This is a genomic window from Micromonospora sp. WMMB235 (assembly GCF_001855515.1).
GTDB classification, from domain to species: domain Bacteria; phylum Actinomycetota; class Actinomycetes; order Mycobacteriales; family Micromonosporaceae; genus Micromonospora; species Micromonospora aurantiaca.
The window spans coordinates 880,664-898,684 of sequence record NZ_MDRX01000001.1; the positions used below are offsets into that span (position 1 = coordinate 880,664).

At 75.0% G+C, this 18,021-nt stretch carries 15 protein-coding genes and 1 pseudogene; 4 read left to right on the forward strand and 12 right to left on the reverse strand.

The window, feature by feature from the left end; translation table 11 throughout:
- Positions 1 to 11: 11 nt before the first annotated feature.
- Genes BFV98_RS03620 through BFV98_RS03635 form a run of 4 tightly spaced genes read right to left on the reverse strand, consistent with a single transcriptional unit; the run spans position 12 to position 4,304 of the window.
- Positions 12 to 1,451 carry a hypothetical protein gene (locus BFV98_RS03620; RefSeq protein ID WP_255367988.1) on the reverse strand — a complete coding sequence of 480 codons (1,440 nt, stop codon included), beginning with the start codon at positions 1,449 to 1,451 and terminating at the stop codon, positions 12 to 14.
- Positions 1,448 to 1,990: a hypothetical protein gene (locus tag BFV98_RS03625; protein ID WP_071094911.1), complete on the reverse strand. Its 543-nt coding sequence runs from the start codon at positions 1,988 to 1,990 to the stop codon at positions 1,448 to 1,450. Before BFV98_RS03625 ends, BFV98_RS03620 begins: the two co-directional genes overlap by 4 nt.
- A gap of 11 nt (positions 1,991 to 2,001) precedes the next feature.
- The gene (locus BFV98_RS03630; protein WP_013286471.1) at positions 2,002 to 2,553 is read right to left on the reverse strand and encodes a hypothetical protein; all 552 of its coding nucleotides are present in this window, start codon (positions 2,551 to 2,553) and stop codon (positions 2,002 to 2,004) included.
- A gap of 47 nt (positions 2,554 to 2,600) precedes the next feature.
- The gene (locus BFV98_RS03635; protein WP_071094913.1) at positions 2,601 to 4,304 is read right to left on the reverse strand and encodes a sugar ABC transporter permease; all 1,704 of its coding nucleotides are present in this window, start codon (positions 4,302 to 4,304) and stop codon (positions 2,601 to 2,603) included.
- Between the two features lie 107 nt (positions 4,305 to 4,411).
- On the opposite strand from BFV98_RS03635, the gene BFV98_RS03640 reads away from it, so the two are divergent.
- A complete protein-coding gene (locus BFV98_RS03640) occupies positions 4,412 to 5,341 on the forward strand; it encodes a diacylglycerol kinase family protein (RefSeq protein WP_013286469.1) in 930 nt (309 codons plus the stop codon).
- Between the two features lie 3 nt (positions 5,342 to 5,344).
- Here the strand turns inward: BFV98_RS03640 and BFV98_RS03645 are convergent, their stop codons facing one another.
- Positions 5,345 to 5,605 carry a hypothetical protein gene (locus BFV98_RS03645; RefSeq protein ID WP_071094915.1) on the reverse strand — a complete coding sequence of 87 codons (261 nt, stop codon included), beginning with the start codon at positions 5,603 to 5,605 and terminating at the stop codon, positions 5,345 to 5,347.
- 10 nt (positions 5,606 to 5,615) lie between these two features.
- Positions 5,616 to 6,014 (reverse strand): DUF2267 domain-containing protein, encoded by a 399-nt coding sequence (locus BFV98_RS03650; RefSeq protein WP_013286467.1) that lies wholly within the window; start codon positions 6,012 to 6,014, stop codon positions 5,616 to 5,618.
- A gap of 112 nt (positions 6,015 to 6,126) precedes the next feature.
- On the opposite strand from BFV98_RS03650, the gene BFV98_RS03655 reads away from it, so the two are divergent.
- From BFV98_RS03655 to BFV98_RS03665, 3 genes are all read left to right on the forward strand, one after another.
- A complete protein-coding gene (locus tag BFV98_RS03655) occupies positions 6,127 to 6,879 on the forward strand; it encodes a dienelactone hydrolase family protein (RefSeq protein ID WP_013476689.1) in 753 nt (250 codons plus the stop codon).
- Between the two features lie 64 nt (positions 6,880 to 6,943).
- Positions 6,944 to 8,242: an aromatic acid exporter family protein gene (locus BFV98_RS03660; RefSeq protein WP_013286465.1), complete on the forward strand. Its 1,299-nt coding sequence runs from the start codon at positions 6,944 to 6,946 to the stop codon at positions 8,240 to 8,242.
- 9 nt (positions 8,243 to 8,251) lie between these two features.
- Positions 8,252 to 8,965 carry an RraA family protein gene (locus BFV98_RS03665; RefSeq protein ID WP_030273205.1) on the forward strand — a complete coding sequence of 238 codons (714 nt, stop codon included), beginning with the start codon at positions 8,252 to 8,254 and terminating at the stop codon, positions 8,963 to 8,965.
- Positions 8,966 to 8,970: 5 nt separating this feature from the next.
- Here BFV98_RS03665 and BFV98_RS03670 read toward each other — a convergent pair whose 3' ends face one another.
- The 6 genes and pseudogenes from BFV98_RS03670 to BFV98_RS03695 all read right to left on the reverse strand — a co-directional run bounded on the left by BFV98_RS03670 (position 8,971) and on the right by BFV98_RS03695 (position 17,827).
- Positions 8,971 to 9,597 (reverse strand): response regulator transcription factor, encoded by a 627-nt coding sequence (locus tag BFV98_RS03670; RefSeq protein ID WP_013286463.1) that lies wholly within the window; start codon positions 9,595 to 9,597, stop codon positions 8,971 to 8,973.
- Positions 9,594 to 10,811, reverse strand: coding sequence for a sensor histidine kinase (locus BFV98_RS03675; protein ID WP_071094917.1), 1,218 nt, complete (start codon positions 10,809 to 10,811; stop codon positions 9,594 to 9,596). Before BFV98_RS03675 ends, BFV98_RS03670 begins: the two co-directional genes overlap by 4 nt.
- A 114-nt stretch (positions 10,812 to 10,925) precedes the next feature.
- On the reverse strand, positions 10,926 to 11,858 hold the full coding sequence (locus BFV98_RS03680; RefSeq protein WP_047892476.1) for a hypothetical protein: 933 nt from the start codon (positions 11,856 to 11,858) through the stop codon (positions 10,926 to 10,928).
- Positions 11,859 to 11,963: 105 nt separating this feature from the next.
- A pseudogene (gene dinB / locus BFV98_RS03685) lies at positions 11,964 to 13,152 on the reverse strand (DNA polymerase IV).
- A 96-nt stretch (positions 13,153 to 13,248) separates the two neighbouring features.
- Entirely contained in the window at positions 13,249 to 16,434 is a 3,186-nt protein-coding gene (locus BFV98_RS03690) for a penicillin acylase family protein (RefSeq protein WP_071094919.1), read from the reverse strand.
- A gap of 259 nt (positions 16,435 to 16,693) precedes the next feature.
- A complete protein-coding gene (locus BFV98_RS03695; RefSeq protein ID WP_071094920.1) occupies positions 16,694 to 17,827 on the reverse strand; it encodes an N-acetylmuramoyl-L-alanine amidase in 1,134 nt (377 codons plus the stop codon).
- Positions 17,828 to 18,021 lie beyond the last annotated feature (194 nt).

The window sequence follows — 18,021 nt, forward strand, 5'->3', positions numbered from 1 at the left end:
GTCGGCGCGGCCTAGCCCGGAAGCTGTCCGCATATCGAGACGGGCGGGATCACCTCCTGGTTGCGGTAGACGTCGGCGCTCCAGCTCGGCCCGCCCGACGCCACGATCGGCGGTATCCGGGGCGCCCGGGACGGGCTGAGCAGGCTGAGGAACTTGTTGATCACCTGGACGACGGGTTCCAGGATCCGGTAGCCGATCCCGAACCGCGCCCGCACCCCGAGCCCGACGCCCCGGCACAGCGCGTACGGCGCGCCGAGCGCGGAACCGATGGTGGCGCCGTACGAGGTGATCAGCTCGAACCAGATCCCGGCGGTGAACAGGAACGCGCTGATCCCCATGGTGAACCGCACGCCGTGCCGGACGACCAGGCCCATCACGCCGACCGGCACGCCGGTGAGCGAGTCGAGCAGACTGGCCCGGCGCGCGAAGCCCTCGGTCACGCGCGAGCCCACCCGGCCGTCGGCGTAGCCGAACCCGAGCTTGCCGGCCAGCGCGTACTCGCCGGCGCCGCGGAACGTGCCCCGGCGCGCGCCGAACGCGGTGGCCACCTCCAGCGTCTGGCTCACGGTGAACGACAGCGGCAGGCCGGCGACCAGCCCGATCGGGAACGCGATGTCGACCGGGACCGGGAACGTGCGGCGGTGGTTCTGGCCGCCGTCGATGCCGGCGGTGAAGTCCACCTTGATGCCGAAGCCGCCGCCGATCTCCAGCTCGGCCCGGTTCACCCGGCCGGCGCCGACGGCCAGGTGGAACGACGCGGCCGGGCGGCCGACGGTGAGCGTCACGGTGCCGGCCAGCCGGAGCCCGCCGTCGTCGTACGTGAAGTGCGTGCCGACGCCACCGGCGCAGCAGAACGTCTGCACCCGGTAGCCGTGGGCGGTGGCGCCCGCCTGCCCGCCCGGCGCGGGTGGCGGCTGCGCGGGCGCGACGGCGAGCGGACGCGACCGGCCCAGCGTGCCGCCGGCCGCCGCGGTCTCCCGGGTCCACGACGGTTCACCCGCCACGTAGACGGTAGGGCGGTCGAGGATGACGTCGTCCCCGCCGAACGTGCCGTCCCGGATCACCTCGGTGAGCGTGACCGGGCCGATCGTGACGACCAGGTCGCCACCGTCCTCGGCCAGGTCGAGCACCCGACCCACGCCGCGTCCGGTGAGGAACATGACCCGGCCGGGCGCGAGCCGGTCGGCGTCGCGGGCGCCCGGGTCGAGCCGCCAGGTCAGGCCGTCCGGGCTCACCGACCGCACGGTGCGGCTGCCGCCGCCGACCAGCACCACGTCCGGTTGCAGCGTGACGTCCTTCCCCGGCGCCGGGGCCTGCCCGTACCGGGGCTGCTCGCCGTCGCCCGCGCCGGCCGGGCCCGGCTCCGGCCCGAACGCGCCGCAGCCGGTCAGCGCGAGCAGCACCACCAGGCCGGCCGCGAGCAGCCGCCGGCCGCGCACGGGCCGCCTCACATCCGGCCGGCGACGGTACGGGCGAGCCGTTCCAGCGGCGCCCGGTTCTCCTGCGGGTCGTTGAGCCGCACCAGCCGCACCGCGACCCACAGCTCGCCCCTGCGCAGGAAGAACGCCTCGGCGGTGAGCAGCGCCTCGTCAGCCGTCCCGGCCAGCTCACGGATCTCGTGCCCGAGCTGCCGCTCGATGTCGAGGTACTTCTTGGCGCCCTCGCCCACGAACACCTCGACCTGGGCGGTCGGCCCGCTCACCGGTCCGGTGTAGGTGCACGACTGCCCGGCCACCACCGGTTCGTCCAGTGGCGTGCCGGCGAGGCGTTCCGCGTCGGCCTTCGACACCAGCGCGCACGCCTGCGGGGCGGCGTCGTCCACCGGTTCGGCGCTCGGCTCGGCCGGCGCCTCTCCGGTCGGCTCCGCGACCGGAGCGCCCGCCCCGGGTGCGGCGCCGCCGGGGGCCGGCGGCTCGTCGCCGCCGCAGCCGGCGGACGCGGTGAACAGGATCGCGGCCAGCGCGAGCGCGATCAGTCGGCGGGTTCGCATGCCTGCCCCGCTCAGGCCGGGATCGCGTCGAGCGTGCGGCGCAGGATCTGTTCGTTGCCGGCGGTGCCGCCGCCGAAGCTGCTGATGGTCACCGTGTAGGTGCCCTTGCCGTCGATCAGCACCGCCTCGCCGCGGACGTCCTTCACCGCGAGGTAGCCCCGCTCGCCCCGGTCCAGGTCGACGACCTTCTCGTACTGCTGGCCGGCCTGGTCGTGCTGGTAGTCGTAGGTGGCCTTGCCGGCGGTGGCGGAGGCGGTGGTGACCGCCAGCTGGGCGATGCCGTCGCCGAACGAGCAGTTGCCCTCGTCGCGCAGCTTCCGGTCGACCAGCTCGGAGACCTGGGCGGCGGTGAACGGGCACGGCGGACGGACGCCGTCGACCGCGCCCGCGTCCACGCCGCCGCCGTCCTCGCCCGCCGCCGTGTCGGCCGACCCGCCGTCGACGATCCCGTCGCCGGAGTCGCACCCGGCCGGCGCGAGCAGGGCGAGCAGCAGCAGGGGCAGCGCCAGGCGGGCGCGGTGGGTACGGGCGGTCCGGGCCGGTGTGAGCGCGTCAGATGCCATGGCTCCGACGCTAGGCGCGCCGTCACCGGCCGTAATCGGGGGTTTCCCTACGCGGTGACCTTGCGGACGGACGGATCCGCCCCGGCGGGCGTCGGCTGCACGTCGGTCGGCCGCCCGACGCGGATCGCGAGCCGCTCCAGGTAGCCGACCATGAGCGCGGCGAACAGCAACACGTACAGCACCAGCAGGGGAAGCGGCATGACCAGGCCCAGCGGAGGCCCGCCGTCGGCGCCGAAGCGGCGGTCGGCGAGCATCTGCACCAGCACCGGCGCGGTCATGCTGTCCGGACCCCGGCTCACGAGCATCGCCCACAGTGGCGCCTGGGCGTGCGCCAGCCAGGTCGGCAGCGCGGTCACGGCCAGCATCGGCAGCGCCGGCAGGAGCAGCGTACGGCCGACGCCGCCGCCGGAGCGCCACCGGGCGTGCTGGCCCCGGAAGAGCAGCGTGAACGCGAACAGCGCGGGCACCGACAGCCAGACCGGCGGGACCAGGCCGAGGAACGAGCCCAGCTGCCCGGACTCCTGGGTGCGCTCGTAGCCGGCGATCGCCAGCGGGCCGACGCCGACGAACAGCCACGGCGCGAACGGCACCAGCAGCAGCTCGCTGAAGCGCCCCAGCGGGCGCAGCGCGCCGATGCCGAACCCGGCGAGCGCCGCGACGCCCACCGCGACGAGCGTGGACAGCAGCGGCGGCAGCCAGGTGTTGACGAGCACCGTCGAGGTCTCGACCGCGGCCGGTAGACGCCCGGTGCCGGAGGAGGAGTTCCGCAGCCACGGCAGCGATGCCCAGACGGTCACGCCGACGACGACCAGGAGCGCGACCGCGACCAGCGCGGCGAACAGCGGCCGGCGGCCGGGGGAGGACTCCGCCGCCCCGACGGCCGGCCGGTCCCGCCAGCCGTCGAACTCGATCCGCAGCCGGGTGGCCAGGACGAGCCCTGCCGCGGCCAGCCCGAGCAGCCCGAGCAGCACCAGCAGCAGCGTCGACGTGGCGGATCCGAGACCGAAGCGCATCGTCCGGAAGGCGCCCTGCACGGTGGCGAACACCGGGGTGGCGGAGTCCCCGCGCGGCCCGCCGGCGGTCAGCAGCGCCGGGGCGGCGTAGGTCTGCAGGGCGGTGGCGAGAACGCCCAGGGTGAGCAGCCCGCCGACGGCGAGCACGGCGGGCGCGGGCCGGTCGCCGGGCTCGCGGCGGCGCAGCGCGCTCAGGTACAGCGTCGCGGCCACCGCGACGACCAGCCCGAACGTCACCTGCGCCAGCGCCGAGGTGAGGAACAGCCGAGGGGACTGCAGGTCCCGGGCGAGGGTGCCGTCCTCGATGCCCTCGGCGCGCAGGCCGAGGAGCACGGCGACCGGCGCGTACGCGGCGAGCGGCAGCGCGAGCACGCCCCGTGTCACCAGGCGGGCGGCCCGGCCGGCCCGGTCGGCGAGGACCGCGAGCAGCGGCGCGGCGAGCAGCGCCACCGCCAGCGGGGCCAGGCCGAGCAGCACCGCGAACCCGATCTGCCCGACCACCCCGTCGGTGAAGGCGGCCTCGTAGTTCGCCGTGCCGACCGACTCGCCCGAGCGGCGCGGCCCGTCCGCCTGGAAGCTGCGGGCCGCAGTGGACAGCGTGGGCAGGACGTACGACCAGACCCAGGCGATCACCGCCGGAACGGTCAGCGCCAGCCCGATCAGGACTCGCGACGGCCGGTACGGCGGCGTGGGCGGGGGCACTGGTGCTGTCGCCTGCGGCGCTGCCGGCTGACTCATCTGGACATCCACCCTCGAAGATCGACGATCATGGCCGTCGCGACGATAACCGATGTCGTCCACCCGTGCGCCGATCCGTCGCCGCCGCGGCGGATAGGGTCGCAACCGTGCGGACCAAGCAGGAGCTGTCGACGGCGATCCGGGAACGACGGCGGGCGGCGCTCGTGGTCAACGCCCACTCCCGCCGCGGCCGCCGGCTGTACGACACCGTCCACGCACGCCTGCGGGCGGCCGGTTTCACGCTGCTCGGCGCGTACCCGGTGGACCGGCCCGGCGAGCTGGACCGGGTACTCGCCGAGGCCGCCGACCTCGGGCCGGACCTGCTGGTCACCGGCGGCGGCGACGGCACCGTCGGCGCGGCGGCCCGGCTGCTCGCCCACCGGGACGTCGCGATGGGCCTGCTGCCGTTGGGCACCACTAACAACTTCGCCCGCACCGTCGGCGTCCCGCTCGACCTGGACGCGGCGATCGCGGTGCTCACCGACGGCAAGGTGATCGACGTCGACCTGGGCCTGATCGGTGACACCCGGTTCACCAACCACGTCGGGATCGGGCTGTCCGCCGACATCATGCAGGCCGCGCCGCCGGGGCTGAAGCGGGTCGTCGGGCGGCTCGCGTACCCGCTGACCGGGCTGGGGCTGCTCGCCCGGCACCGGCCGCTGGCCGTGACGGTCCGCGCCGAGGGCCGCGAGCACACGTTCACCACCCACCAGGTGTACGTGGCCAACGGCGGCTTCCACGCCGGCCGGCCCATCACCGCCGACGCCACCGCCGACGACCGGCTGCTGGTCGCGTACCCGGTGGGTGGGCCGACCCGGCGCGGGCTGCTGCGCGAGACGGCGCGCAACGCGGCGGCCGGCCACCGCCGCACCCTCGGCGACGAGCCGTTCCTGGCGGTACGCCAGCTGTGGCTGGACACCGACCGGCCGGCCCGCATCGAGGTCGACGGCGAGCCGTACGGGCAGACGCCGGTCCGCATCGGCCTGGACCCGAACGCGTTGCGGCTGATGGCCCGGGCGGACAGCCCGGATCACTGACCGTCAGGCCCAGTGCTCCTCGTCGGGCAGCGGGATCTCCGTGTTCTGCTCCACCGCGTCGGCGGCGGTGAGGTCGTCGCGCACCGACTCGCCCAGGCCGGCCCGGTCGCTCGGCGGGCGCAGCACGCCCTGCTCGGCCAGGTCCGCCTCGCTCGCCTCGGGCACCGCCGCGTCGACCGTGTCGGGCGGCCCGACGAGCGTCTCGTCCTGCCGCTGCTCCTGCGCGTCGGCCGCGGGCGGGCGGCGCAGCGCGTCCTCGCTCATCGCGTGCCCGTCACGCCGAGCGCCGTACGTACGGGGCGCTCTGGTCGGCCACGTCGCCGTACTCGGCCGGGAGCTGCCCGACGACCTGGGCGTAGACGGCCGGGTCGACGGCGTCGCGCAGTACGTCGAAGACCGCCGTGACCCCGTCCCGGGCGGCGTCCACGTCCACGTCGGCGCGTCCGCTCACCCGCTCCACGAACACGTCGAGCCCGAACGGCTCGGCGTCCTCGGCCGGGCCGAACGCGTACGCCCGCAGCGCCTCCGGCAGCCGGTCGGCGAGGTCGCGGGCCTCCCCGCCGTCGATGCGCTCGGCCAGCGTGGTCAACGTCGCCCGGGTGATCGCGGTGGCCTGCTCCGCGGACGCGCCGCACCGCTGGGCCACCGCGCCGATGAACTGGTCCTGGTCCATCTCGCCGCCTTCCTCCGCCGGGATCGCCGGATTCCCACGCTGGACCTCCGCAAACGGCCGCCGGGCCGGGGGGTAGCGTGCAGCGCGGAACCCGCAGCGAGGAGGCCCGGCAGTGCAGCCGACGACCGTGGACGTGCCCACCCCCGACGGAACCGCCGACGCCTACCTGGCCACGCCGGGGACCGGCGGGCCCTTCCCGGCCGTGCTGCTGTTCATGGACGCGTTCGGGCTGCGGCCCCGGGTCGCGGAGATGGCCGCCACGATCGCCGAGCGCGGGTACGTGGTGCTCGCCCCCAATCTGTTCCACCGCGCCGGGCGCGCCCCGCTGATCGACCTCGGCGCGCTCGCCGACGACAGCCGCCGGGGCGCCCTGTTCGAGAGCATCGGGCCGATGATGGCCGCGTTGACGCCGGACGCGGTGGCCCGCGACACGGCCGCCTACCTGGACTTCCTCGCCGCCCGTCCGGACGTCGCGCCGGGTCCGGCGGCGATCACCGGCTACTGCATGGGCGGCACGAACGCGCTGCGTGCCGTCGAGGCACTCCCGGACCGGATCGCCGCGGTGGCCGCGTTCCACGCCGGCCGGGTGGTCACCGACGCCCCGGACAGCCCGCACCTGGCCGTCGGCGCGGTGACCGGCGAACTCTACTTCGGGCACGCCGACGCCGACCCGTCGATGACCGCCGAGCAGATCGCCACGCTGGAGAAGACGCTGGACGCGTCCGGGGTGACCTACCGCTCCGAGGTGTACGCCGGCGCCCGCCACGGCTACACCCAGTCGGACACCCCGATGTACGACGAGCAGGCCACGCAGCGGCACTGGACGGCGCTGTTCGACCTGCTCGACCGCACGTACCGCCGCTGACCCGCCCACGGCGCGCGGGAGCGCGGCAGACGATTCACCGGCCCGGAGCCGGGTAACCGCCGTCATGACCGACCGCCGCGCCGACACCGTCCGCTCGCCCCTGGACCGGGCGGTCGAGCGGGGCGGTCTCGCGCTCTCCCGGGCCCGCGCCCAGGGCGGCGCGGCCGGCCGGAACCGGCTGCGCCAGCTGGAGATCACCGTGGTGATCTCCGCGCAGGCCGGGCTGGCCGCGGCGCTCGCCGCGCTGCTCGCCCAGGAGCTGCTCGGCTCCGGCGCGCACGTCTTCGCTCCCGCCGCCGCGGTCGGCACCATCGCCACCGCCATCGGCCAGCGCGCCCGTCGCACGTTCGAGCTGCTCGTCGGCGTCGGCCTCGGCATCGTGGTCGGTGACCTGCTGCGCGCGCTGCTCGGCAGCGGTTCCTGGCAGACCGGCCTGGTGGTCACGCTCGCCATCGCCACCGCCCTGCTGGTGGCCGGGCGCGGCGGCGCGCTCGTCGGCCAGGCCGGCGGCACGGCGGTGCTGATCGCCACGCTCGCGCCGGTGCAGCCCGGCCTGGAACTGCCCCGCATCTTCGACGCGCTGGTCGGCGGCCTGGTCGGTCTGTTCGTGGTGGCGCTGCTGCTGCCGGTCAACCCGATCCGCGTGCTGGACCGGGCGGTGGAACCGGTGGTCGCCCGGCTCACCGAGCAGCTCGACGCCGTCGCCCACGCGCTGACCCGGCGGGACGCCGACGCGGCCCAGCGCGCCCTGGAGGACCTGCGCGGGCTCGAACCGGACATCGGGCGGCTCAACGACGCGCTCAGCGGGGCCGAGGAGGTGGTCACCATCGCGCCGGCCCGCTGGCACCGCCGCGCCCAGTTCCACAGGTACGCCGACGCGACCCAGCACCTCGAACGGCTGCTCCTGTACGCCCGCTCGATCGCCCGCCGCTCCGCCACCGCGTTGCAGTACGACGAGCCGATCCCGCCCGCGCTGCCCGACGCGGTGGCCCGCCTCGGCGAGGCGGTGCGGGAGCTGAAGCGGGCCTGCAAGTCCGGAGAGGATCTGGAACGCACCCGGGAGCTGGTCCGGCAGGGCGCCGAGCTGGCCGGGCGCGCCTGGTCGCAGGGCGTGCGCACCTACGGCGAGGCGATGATCAGCGACCTGCGGACCGGGCAGAGCGAGCTGCTGCGGGCCACCGGCTGCCGGCCCGAGGACGCCAACGGCACAGTGCGCCGGGCCGCCGGGGCGGGGGAGGCGGAGGCGCGCCCGCCGGTCCGGGCCCGGATGAGCCGGCCGGTCCCGCGCCGGCCCGCCGGACGGCACCAGCCGAAGGCCACCGGGCGTGAACTGGCACCTGCCCGAGCCGGTCCGGCTGGTTAGCGTCGGCGCATGGACATCCGTCAGGACGCACCGGCCGCCCGCTTCGCCGCGCTCACCACCGCGCACGTCGCCGACGCCTGCCTGCGCGCCGGTGTCCCCGTCCGCTGCGCCCCGGCCGCCGTCGTCCCGGTGCTGCCCGGGCGGCGCCTGGCCGGCCGGGTCCGCCCGGCCCGGCACGCCGGCAGCGTGGACGTCTTCCTGGAGGCGATCGAGCAGGCCGCCGAGGGGGACGTGCTCGTCGTCGACGACGGCGGGCGCACCGACCGGGCCTGCGTCGGCGACCTGGTGGTGCTGGAGGCGCGGGCGGCCGGCCTGGCCGGGCTGGTGGTGTGGGGCGCGCACCGGGACACCGCGGACCTGGTCGCGGTCGGGCTGCCGGTGTTCAGCCTCGGCGCCACCCCGAGCGGGCCCCTGGAGCTGGACCCGCGTCCGGACGGGGCGCTGGCGCACGCCATGGTCGGGCCGTTCACCGTCGGCCCGCAGGATCTGGCGCTGGCCGACGACGACGGTGTGCTGTTCGTACCCGCCGATCGGGCCGGGGAACTGTTCGACCTGGCCGAGTCCATCCGGGACACCGAGCGGCGGCAGGCCGACCGGATCCGGGCCGGGGAGTCGCTGCGCGCGCAGGTCGGGTTCGGCGCGTACCTGGCGGCCCGGGAGGCGGACCCGGCGCTGACGTTCCGGGCGCACCTGCGGGCGGTGGGCGGCGCGATCGAGGAGTGACCGGGTCAGCCGCCGCGCGCCCACAGTGCCAGGCGTACCCGGTTGGCGCTGCCGGTCTTGGTCATCAGGCTGGTGATGTGCGTCTTCACCGTGGTCACCCCGATGTGCAGCCGGTCGGCGATCTCGGTGTTCGACAGCCCGTCGGCGACCAGGTCCAGCACGTCCTGCTCGCGCGCGGTCAGGTCGGCCGTCCGCCGGGGCGCGCCGGCGCGGGCGTGCACCGCGCGTTCGACCAGCCGGCGCAGGACGTCCGGGCTGAACGGGCTGTCCCCGGCGGCGGCGCGGCGGACGCCGTCGAGCAGGTCGGCCGGGGGCGCGTCCTTGAGCAGGAACCCGCAGGCACCGGCGGTGAGCGCGGGGTAGAGGTGGTCGTCGTCGCCGAACGTGGTGAGCACCATGATCCGGGTGGCGGGCCGGTCGGCGAGGATCCGGCTGGTCGCGGTGATCCCGTCGACGCCGGGCATCCGCAGGTCCATCACCACCACGTCGGGTCGCAGCCGCGCCGCGAGGGCGACCGCGTCCCGGCCGTTGTCGGCCTCGCCGACGACCTCGAGGTCGGGCTGAGCGTCGCAGAGCATCCGCAGGCCGGCCCGGATGAGGTGCTGGTCGTCGACCAGCAGCACCCGGATCACGCCGGCTCCGGCGTGCCCGCCCGGGGCCGGGGCGCCCGGTGGGCGGACTCGGCCGGGGGCAGCACGGTCCGGACCCGCCAGCCGGACCCGGTGGGCCCGGCCTCCAGCCGCCCGCCGAGCACCTCGACCCGCTCCCGCATCCCGACGATGCCGTGGCCGCCGCCGGTGGGCACCCCGGCCGGCGCGGCGCCCCGCCCGTCGTCGGTCACCGTCCAGTGCACCGCGCCGTCCTCGACCGACACGGTCAGGTGTGCGCGGGCCGCCGCGCCGGCGTGTTTCGCCACGTTCGTCAACGCCTCCTGGGTCAGTCGCAGCACCGCCTGGCCGCGTACCGCGTCGAGCGTGCCGACCGCGGGGTCGATGTCGGCCTCCACCACGACGCCTGCCTGCCGGGCCCGGTCGACCGCCGCGCCGAGCGCGGCCGGCAGCGCCGTCGGCTCGATCGCGGTCAGGGCGGCGTCGCCGCGGAGGCCGTCCGGGTCGCGCAGCACCGCCACCAGCCGCCGCAGGTCGGTCAGGGCGGCCGTGCCGGTGGCGTGCACGTCGTCGAACACCTCGCCGACCCGGGGGTCCAGGTCCGGCAGCACGTGCCGGGCCACGCCGACCCGTAGCACCATCGACGCGACGTGGTGCGCGAGCACGTCGTGCAGTTCCCGGGCGATGGCGCCGCGCTCGTCGGCACGGGCCGCCCGGCTCTCCGACTCGCGCCGTCGCCGTTCCGCCTCGGCCCGCTCCTCGGCCTGCCGCCCGAGTTCCCGGGTGGTCCGCACGACCAGCCCGAGCAGCAGCGGCAGGCCGACGGTGACGGCCAGCCCGAACAGGCCGGTGAGCGCCGCGCGGACCGGTTCGCCGATCAGGCTGGTCAGGTCGACGACGGCGAGCAGCCCGGCGCCCAGCCAGACGGTGCGGGGCCGGGTGGCCCGCATCGTCAGCTCCAGCAGCGCCCAGCTCGCACCGACCTGGTTGATCATCACGTCGTCGACCAGGACGAGCGCGGCGACCAGCAGGACCGCCTGGATCAGCAGGTTCAGCAGCGGACGGCGGTGGCACAGCAGCGCCAGCACGAACGCCGGGACCGCCAGCGCCCACTGCGTACCGGTGGCGGCCGGCCCGCCGTGCGCGCCGAACACCAGATAGCCGATGCCGCTGAGGTCCAGCAGCAGGACCCGCGCGAACGTGTCCCGCGCGTCGAACAGCCGACCGACCCAGCCCACCGCGTCAGCCTAGGCAACCGGTGCGGCCGGAGGCCACCGCGTTCACCGGCCGCCGCCACCCGCCCGGCGGTCCGAGGTGGACTGCCGGGCCGAGCGGGCCGGAGACCGTGGTGCTCATCCGACCAGCACCACACCGGTACGCCGGCTCCGGCGGGCCAGCACCAGCGTGGTGGCCGTCGCCGTGGCCGCCACCAGCACCCCCGCCGCGGCGAGCGTGAGCGCGTCCGGGGCCACCAGCGGCTGGCCGCGCAACGCCTGCCCGGTCACCAGCAGGGTGAGCCCGGCGTACGCGGCACCGCCGACGAGCACCAGCCGGGCCCGGGTCAGCTCGTCCAGCCGCGCGCCGAGGAACCGGTCGAGCAGGATCGCCAGCAGCGGCAGCGCCTGCAACGCGTGCATCCCGACGAAGTGCCCGACGCGCAGGTCACCGCCGGTGGTGCTCCAGCCGAGCAGCGGCAGCCCCGGGCCGCCGTCGGGCACACCGACGCTGTGCGCGCCGCTGATCCCGGCGGCCGCGCCGGCCGGGCGCTGCACCACCATCGGGAACGCGACGAGCATGCCGAGCAGGGACACGGCGAGACCGAGCCGGACCGCGTACCCGCCGGCCCGGTCCGGAAGGGACCGGCGGGCCAGCACGACCGCCAGCACGAACTGGGCCGCGAACAACACGGTGATCGCCACGCCCATGACGTCGAACAGCACCGCGTTCAGCGTCGTGGTGCCGTTGAAGTGACTGGTGGTGCCCCGGAGCACCTGACCCACGATGACGACCATCTCCAGCACGGACATGGCCACGATCACGGTGGCGGCCCGCTCGGCCGCCCGGCTGCGGCGGGGCAGCAGGGACAGCATCCAGGCGAGCGTGACGCCGTAGAGCACGAACGAGATCGCGAACTTCAGCGGCTTGAGCCAGATGGGCGCGCCGGTGAGCACGCGCGGGTCGGCCACGACGCCGACCGCGGCGACGACGGTGAGCACCGCCATCGCGGACACGAGGAGCATCAGGGGGCGGTGCCATCCGGCCGCCCGGTTCCGCAGGGTAGTCATGCCTGTAGATGCTCGTGACGGGCCGGGCCGGTCGCGCCCGCCCGGAGGCCGCACCCGCGGCCACGGGTCGGAGCCCGTCTCCTACTCCGGGAGGAGGCCGGGCGGTCAGTCCGGCAGCCGGGGCATCTCGACGCCCGGGTCGCGGCCGAGCAGCACGCCGCGGGTCAGCGCCCGTGAGCCGAAGCGGTCCCGCACCGCATCGACGGCGGCGTCCAGCGCCGGACCGGGTTCGGCGGTGAACGGCAGGGTGAGCTGGGCGTGCCCGCTGCCCAGGTTGCCCACCGACACGCCGAGAAGCGTGACGCCCCGTTCCGCGATCTGCGGCAGCGCGGCGCGCAGCAGGTCACGGGCGGCGGCCCGCAACGGCCCGGTCTGCGCGGTCGGCTCGTCGATGGTGTGCGACCGGGTGGCCCGCGTGTAGTCGGCGAAGCGCAGCCGCAACGTCACCGTGCGGCCGGTGCGCCGGGCCGCGCGCATCCGCCCGGTGACCCGGTCGACCAGCCCGGCCAGCACCGCGTCCAGGTCGGCGGGGGAGTGCGGGCCGCGTCCCAGCGCGTGCTGCGCGCCCATCGAGGAGCGACGGCGGCCCACCTGCACCGCCCGGGGGTCGCGGTTGTGCGCCAGGGCGTGCAGGTGCCGTCCGGCGCCCGCGCCGAGCAGCGACACCAGCGCCGGCTCGTCCAGCCGGGCCACCTGCCCGACGGTACGGATGCCGCGGTCGCGCAGCCGCGCGGCGGTGACCGGGCCGACGCCCCACAGCCGTTCGACAGGCAGCGGGTGCAGGAACGCCAGTTCCCGGTCCGGCTCGACCACCAGCAGCCCGTCCGGCTTCGCCACGCCGCTGGCCACCTTCGCCAGGAACTTCGTCCGGGCCACGCCGACGGTGATCGGCAGGCCGACCTCGCGGCGTACCCGTTCCCGCAGCGTGGCCGCGACGGCGGCCGGCGTTCCGGAGAGCCGCCGCAGCCCACCCACGTCGAGGAACGCCTCGTCGATGCTGAGCCCTTCGACGAGCGGGGTGGTGTGCCGGAAGATTTTCGAACACCGCCCGGCTGGCGGCCGTGTACGCGGCCATCCGGGGCGGCACCACGATCGCGTCCGGGCAGAGCCGCCGCGCCTGCCGGCCGCCCATCGCGCTGCGCACGCCCCGGGCCTTGGCCTCGTAGCTGCACGCGAGCACCACGCCGCCGCCGACGATCACCGGCCGGCCGCGCAGCCGGGGGTCGTCGCGCTGCTCGACCGAGGCGTAGAACGCGTCCAGGTCGGCGTGCAGGATGGTGGCCTCGCTCGACACCCCGCCATCTTCGCACACGTGTTCGAATCGACGGCGTTGACCTGCCTGGACATGACGACCGGCCGGCGGGAGCACCCGCCGGCCGGTCGCGTGCGGTCACCGTCCGTAGACCTCGAACTCGTAGAGCGAGAAGCCGTACGAGGTGGCCCGCGTGACGCCGTACATCCGCACGTAGCGTGCGCTGACCGGGGCGAACGTCACGTTGTCGACGCCGCCGTTGCCGGCGGTGGTGCTGAACACCGGCTGCCAGGAGTTGCCGTCACCGGAGACCTCGATCCGGTAACCGGTGGCGTACGCGGCCTCCCACCGCAGCACCGCCCGGCTGATCGTCCGGGCCGATCCGAGATCCACCCGCAGCCACTGGTTGTCGTTGTAGCTGCTGGCCCACCGGGTGCCGAGACTGCCGTCCACCGCCTTCGCCGGGGTGTTGCTGGTCAGGAACTGCGTGCTGGACGCGGTGGCGGTACGGCCCTGCGCCAGGTTGGTCACCGCGTCGCCCCGGCGCGCCGGGAACGAGACGACCTGCTGGTACGTGGGCCGGTTCTGCCAGGCGATCAGCGGGTGGGTGATGCCGCCGAGCCCGGACTGGGCGATCGAGTCCGCGCACCACTGGTCGCCCGCCCCGCAGGACGAGTCGCCCGGGTAGACGGTGGTCGCCGGCGCCGCCGCGGCCTGACCGAGCGTGTCCAGCAGCGACTGCCGGCACGCGCCCAGGTTGCCGTTGCCGCAGTACGTGCGCCCGAGGCCGCCGGCCACCGGGTCGCCGAGCACGGCCCGCAGGTCCTTGTCGACGTAGCCCCACCAGCCGTACTGGAACGCCGAGCCCTTGTGGGCCTGGCCCTGCGCCGCCCAGTTCACGGTGCCGTCGCGGGCGCCGTTCTGGCCGCCCGAGGGGGCCTCGTTGACCTGGAGGGCGCCGACGAGCGCGCCGTACAGGTCGGGACCGAGCCCGGGACGGAACTGCGCCGAGGCGAGCAGCGGCCACCAGGCGTCGAAGATCCGGATGGCCTCGGCGTGCTGGTAGACCTTCGAGCCGGGTGACGTCTCCACCCGCCGCGAACCGGCCTGTTGCCAGGCCCGCAGCTTGGTCACCGCGGCGGCCAGCGCCGGGTCGGTGACCGGCGTGCTGTCGAGCACCCGCAGCAGTTCGCCGAGGACCTGCTGGCCGCGCAGGTCGGTCACCGCCGCCTCGGCGGTGATCCGCACGATGTCGGCGCGGCCGACCTTGCGCTGGGCGATGGCCGCCTTCACCGGCCCGTCGAGCAGCTGACCCCGGTGCACCGCGCCGTAGCTGAAGTTGCCGTCGGCCGCGCCGAAGTCACGCGCCTGCTTGTTGTTCCAGCTGACGTAGTAGTCCTGGTTGACCGACTGCGGGTGGGCCGACGCCGGGGCGTACGTGGCGTCGTTGGTGTCCGGGTTCCAGCCGGCCCACTCGTACGCCGGCTCCGCCTTCGCGGGCAGGTTCGGGTCGAGCCCGGACGGGCGGACCGGGTTGGAGCCGGAGTTGTAGTACGCCGCCTCGGTCGAGTTGACGTAGAACCAGTTGAACGCGTACCCGACGCTGGCCGCGGACGCCTGGAACGCCGCCGCGCTGCCCATCGCCGCCGGGTCGTTGTACGCCTGGAAGCCGATCGCCGAGTCGGCCTCGTGCCGGTAGGTGGAGCGCAGCTTGGTGAACGCGGTGGGCTGCCCGTTCACCAGCCCCCGGTAGGCCACCAGCCCGTACTTGGTGCGCAGCGAGCGCAGCGTGTACGCGCCGGCCGGGGTGGAGTCGGCGAGCGTCGGCGACCAGGAGTTGCGCTTCTCCAGCACCTCCATGGCGAGGCACTGGCCGCGGTAGAGGTAGCGGTTGGAGCGCAGTGTCGGCGCGCTGCCGTCGGTGGTGCACAGCGGCACGGCGTACGTGTCGGTCAGGTCCTGGGAGGCGGAGGTGGCGCTCCACGCGTAGTCCTGGCCGCGGCCGAGCAGCACGTAGAGGTTCAGCCCGGCGAACGCCGCGCCGCGTGCGCTGATGCCCGGCCCCTGGAGTTCCTGGAGCATGAGCAGTTGCGGCGCGAAGTAGCCGGTCTGCGGGCCGAACACGGCCACCGGGTTGCCGGTGGTGGTGTGCCGGCCGGAGACCACTACCGCGTTGGACATGCCGTGCGCCCGCAGGTTGGACAGGCCACCGACCAGGTCCTTGGTGGCGGCGCTGCTGCCGGTGCGGGCGGCGGCTCCGCCGGTGGCGTCGTACGCGAGCGGCTCGGCGATCACCGTCCCGGCGTCCGGCAGCACCGCGCTGGTCGCGCCGGGCGGCGTCGCGCCGTACGGGAAGCTCTGCCCGTCGTGCAGCGTCAGCACGGTCTCCGGGTCGTTCTGCGAGCGGAACGCCGTCCAGACCCGGTCGCCCTCGGTCGGGCCGTACTTGGCCCGGGCGGCCACCCGGACCAGCGCGGACTGCATCTCGCTGCCGCCGCCCCCGCCGAACAGCCCGCCGATGACACCGGCGGTGGCGATCAGGTCGGTCATGGTGAAGTGCTTCGGCTTCCCGGCGCCGGTGAGCACGTACTCGCCGGGGTAGTTGTCGTCGGCGATCGACTTGTCGATGTAGGCGTTGATGCCGGCGATGTAGTCGACGACGTCGGTGTAGAGCTGCTGGCCCCGGGTGCCCTTGAGGCGCAGCGCGTCGACCTGGGCCTGGAGGTCCGCCTCGGTGTAGGGCGAGTTGGCCCAGACGCTCTGCTCCAGCTCCCGGTTGCCGGGGGCGCCGCCGGCGAACGAGCTGACGTTGCCGCGGCCGACGTGCCGCAGCAGGTCCATCACCCAGAGCCGGTCCTGGGCGCCGGCGTACCCGGCGCCGAACATGGTGCCGGCGCGGGTGGTGCCGGTGACGTGCGGGACGCCGGTGGCCTTGTCCCGCACGATGGTGACGTCCGAGCGCGGCGAGATCCTGCTCTCGACCTGGGCGTCGGGGACGCCGAACGAGGCGTCGTTGTAGAAGTGGGCGATCTGCTCGTCGGTCAGCCCGGCGTAGTTGTAGACCAGGTTGGCGTACTCGTCGAGCTGGTCGCTGGAGTGCGCCGGGCGGGTGCCGAGCGCCTGGTGGGCCAGGATGCCGGCGAGTGTGGCGTTGCCGTTCTGCCCGGGGGGCAGGATGTCGGCGCACTGGCCGAGGCAGTAGTCGTCGGGGGTGAACGTGGTGGCGGCGAGCGCCGGTGACGGCGCGATGACCGTCAGGACGCTCGCGGTGAGGGCGGCGGCGGTGAGCGCCGCGAAGCGGGCACGGATGGCGGGTAATGGCATGGCGATCCTCCGGGGGACGCGGAGTAGGGCCGTTCGGTACGCCCGGCTGACGGCGTCTCGGCCTCCGCGCCCGGGCGTTCTGCCCGGAGGTGAGAATGACTCATATCTATCTGCGGGCAATGATCGGCGCACCACCGCCGTCCGGGATAGCCGTCGTTCACCAGTCGTCAATGCCGACGTTTCGTCGCGTTCCATCCCGCAACGACGCGGTGGGGGTGGCGCCGTTGCCACCCCCACCGCTCTCCCCGCCGGTGCGCCGTCAGTGCTTGTGGAACGACTGGCGCACCACACCCCCCACGAGCGCGCACCAGGTAGTGGTGCTGATCTTGCCGTTGGGCGGTAGTCCGTGCAGGCGCTGGAGGTCCTTCACCGCAGTGCGGGTGGCGTGGTCGTACTCGCCGGTCGGGGTGACCTCGGCGTAGCCCTTGGAGGCGAGCATGAACTGCGCGGCCACCACCGGGACGCCCGACGACTTCTGGTCCAGCTCCGGGGCCAGGGTCTCCCACGTCGGCGCCGTGAGCGTGGCGTCGACGTCGACCGGGATGCCGTTGCGCGCCTGCCAGTCCTGCACGGCCGCGACCGTGGCCGCGTCGAACACGCCCGTCACCGGCACGGTGTAGCCGCGGAACGTGAGCAGGTACTGCGCGACCCGGACCACCGGGCCGCCGACGAAACGCCAGATGTCCGGCCAGCGGCGGGCCGGTACGTCGCCCAGCTTCGTGCCGAGCTTCTTGAACACCGCGCGGCGCAGTGCCGGGAACTCCCGATAGAACATCGCGCCCGGGCAGAGCGTGGCGCGGAAGTCCCAGTGACCGAAGATGTCGTGGGCGTGCAGCCCGTACTGCCGGCAGATCGCTGTGCACAGCCGGGCGAGGGAGTCGAGCAGCTCCTCCGGCGGCGTCTCGGTGACGTAGGTGCCCTCGTTCTCGATGCCGATGGCCCGCCCGTTCTCGCCCGGGCAGTGCGCGGCGATCATCTGCCGGTCGCCGGCGCGCAGCCGGTCCAGGCTGCCGTGGCGTCCCTCCAGGACGTGACCGCCGCGGCTCACAGTGAAGTGCTGCCCGGTGTCGGACCAGCCGTTGCCGTCCATGTGCAGGTCCTGGCAGTCACGGGCGAGCTGCTTGGCGTGCTCCTCGGAGTAGTCGGTGACGTTCGGGAACGCCATGTGGTGCACGATGATCTTGTTGGTCGGGATCGCGCTCACCGACAGCGGGTCGGCCGGCGGGCGGGCGGCCCATTCGTCGCAGCTGATGATCCAGTCGAGGTCCGCGCCCGGCGCGGCCTGCGCGGTGCCCGGCAGGGCGAGCTCACTGCCGACGACCGCGACCGCGGCGGCGCCGAGACCGGCCCGCAGCAGCGTACGGCGGTCCAGCTCGGGGTGGTCGAAGTGCATCTCGCCTCCTCGATGGCCCGGCCGGCGCCGGGCGATGTAAAGGAACTGCAACGACTGCGCGCGTGGTGGAGAATATTGCCAAGCTCGCGCGGTGCGCCAGAGGACAAAAGCGACGTTCACCGGTCGGTGAGCCGGTTGCTCCTACCGCCGGAGTAGGCGATCTCACGTCCGCTGACCGGGACGGACCATGGCCT

Coding starts and splice junctions, on each gene's coding strand:
- BFV98_RS03660 (WP_013286465.1), top strand. CDS start 6,944: ATGACCGACCGCCGCGCCGACACCGTCCGCTCGCCCCTGGACCGGGCG.
- BFV98_RS03625 (WP_071094911.1), bottom strand. CDS start 1,990: ATGCGAACCCGCCGACTGATCGCGCTCGCGCTGGCCGCGATCCTGTTC.
- BFV98_RS03680 (WP_047892476.1), bottom strand. CDS start 11,858: ATGACTACCCTGCGGAACCGGGCGGCCGGATGGCACCGCCCCCTGATG.
- BFV98_RS03665 (WP_030273205.1), top strand. CDS start 8,252: ATGGACATCCGTCAGGACGCACCGGCCGCCCGCTTCGCCGCGCTCACC.
- BFV98_RS03645 (WP_071094915.1), bottom strand. CDS start 5,605: ATGAGCGAGGACGCGCTGCGCCGCCCGCCCGCGGCCGACGCGCAGGAG.
- BFV98_RS03695 (WP_071094920.1), bottom strand. CDS start 17,827: ATGCACTTCGACCACCCCGAGCTGGACCGCCGTACGCTGCTGCGGGCC.
- BFV98_RS03630 (WP_013286471.1), bottom strand. CDS start 2,553: ATGGCATCTGACGCGCTCACACCGGCCCGGACCGCCCGTACCCACCGC.
- BFV98_RS03690 (WP_071094919.1), bottom strand. CDS start 16,434: ATGCCATTACCCGCCATCCGTGCCCGCTTCGCGGCGCTCACCGCCGCC.
- BFV98_RS03650 (WP_013286467.1), bottom strand. CDS start 6,014: ATGGACCAGGACCAGTTCATCGGCGCGGTGGCCCAGCGGTGCGGCGCG.
- BFV98_RS03635 (WP_071094913.1), bottom strand. CDS start 4,304: ATGAGTCAGCCGGCAGCGCCGCAGGCGACAGCACCAGTGCCCCCGCCC.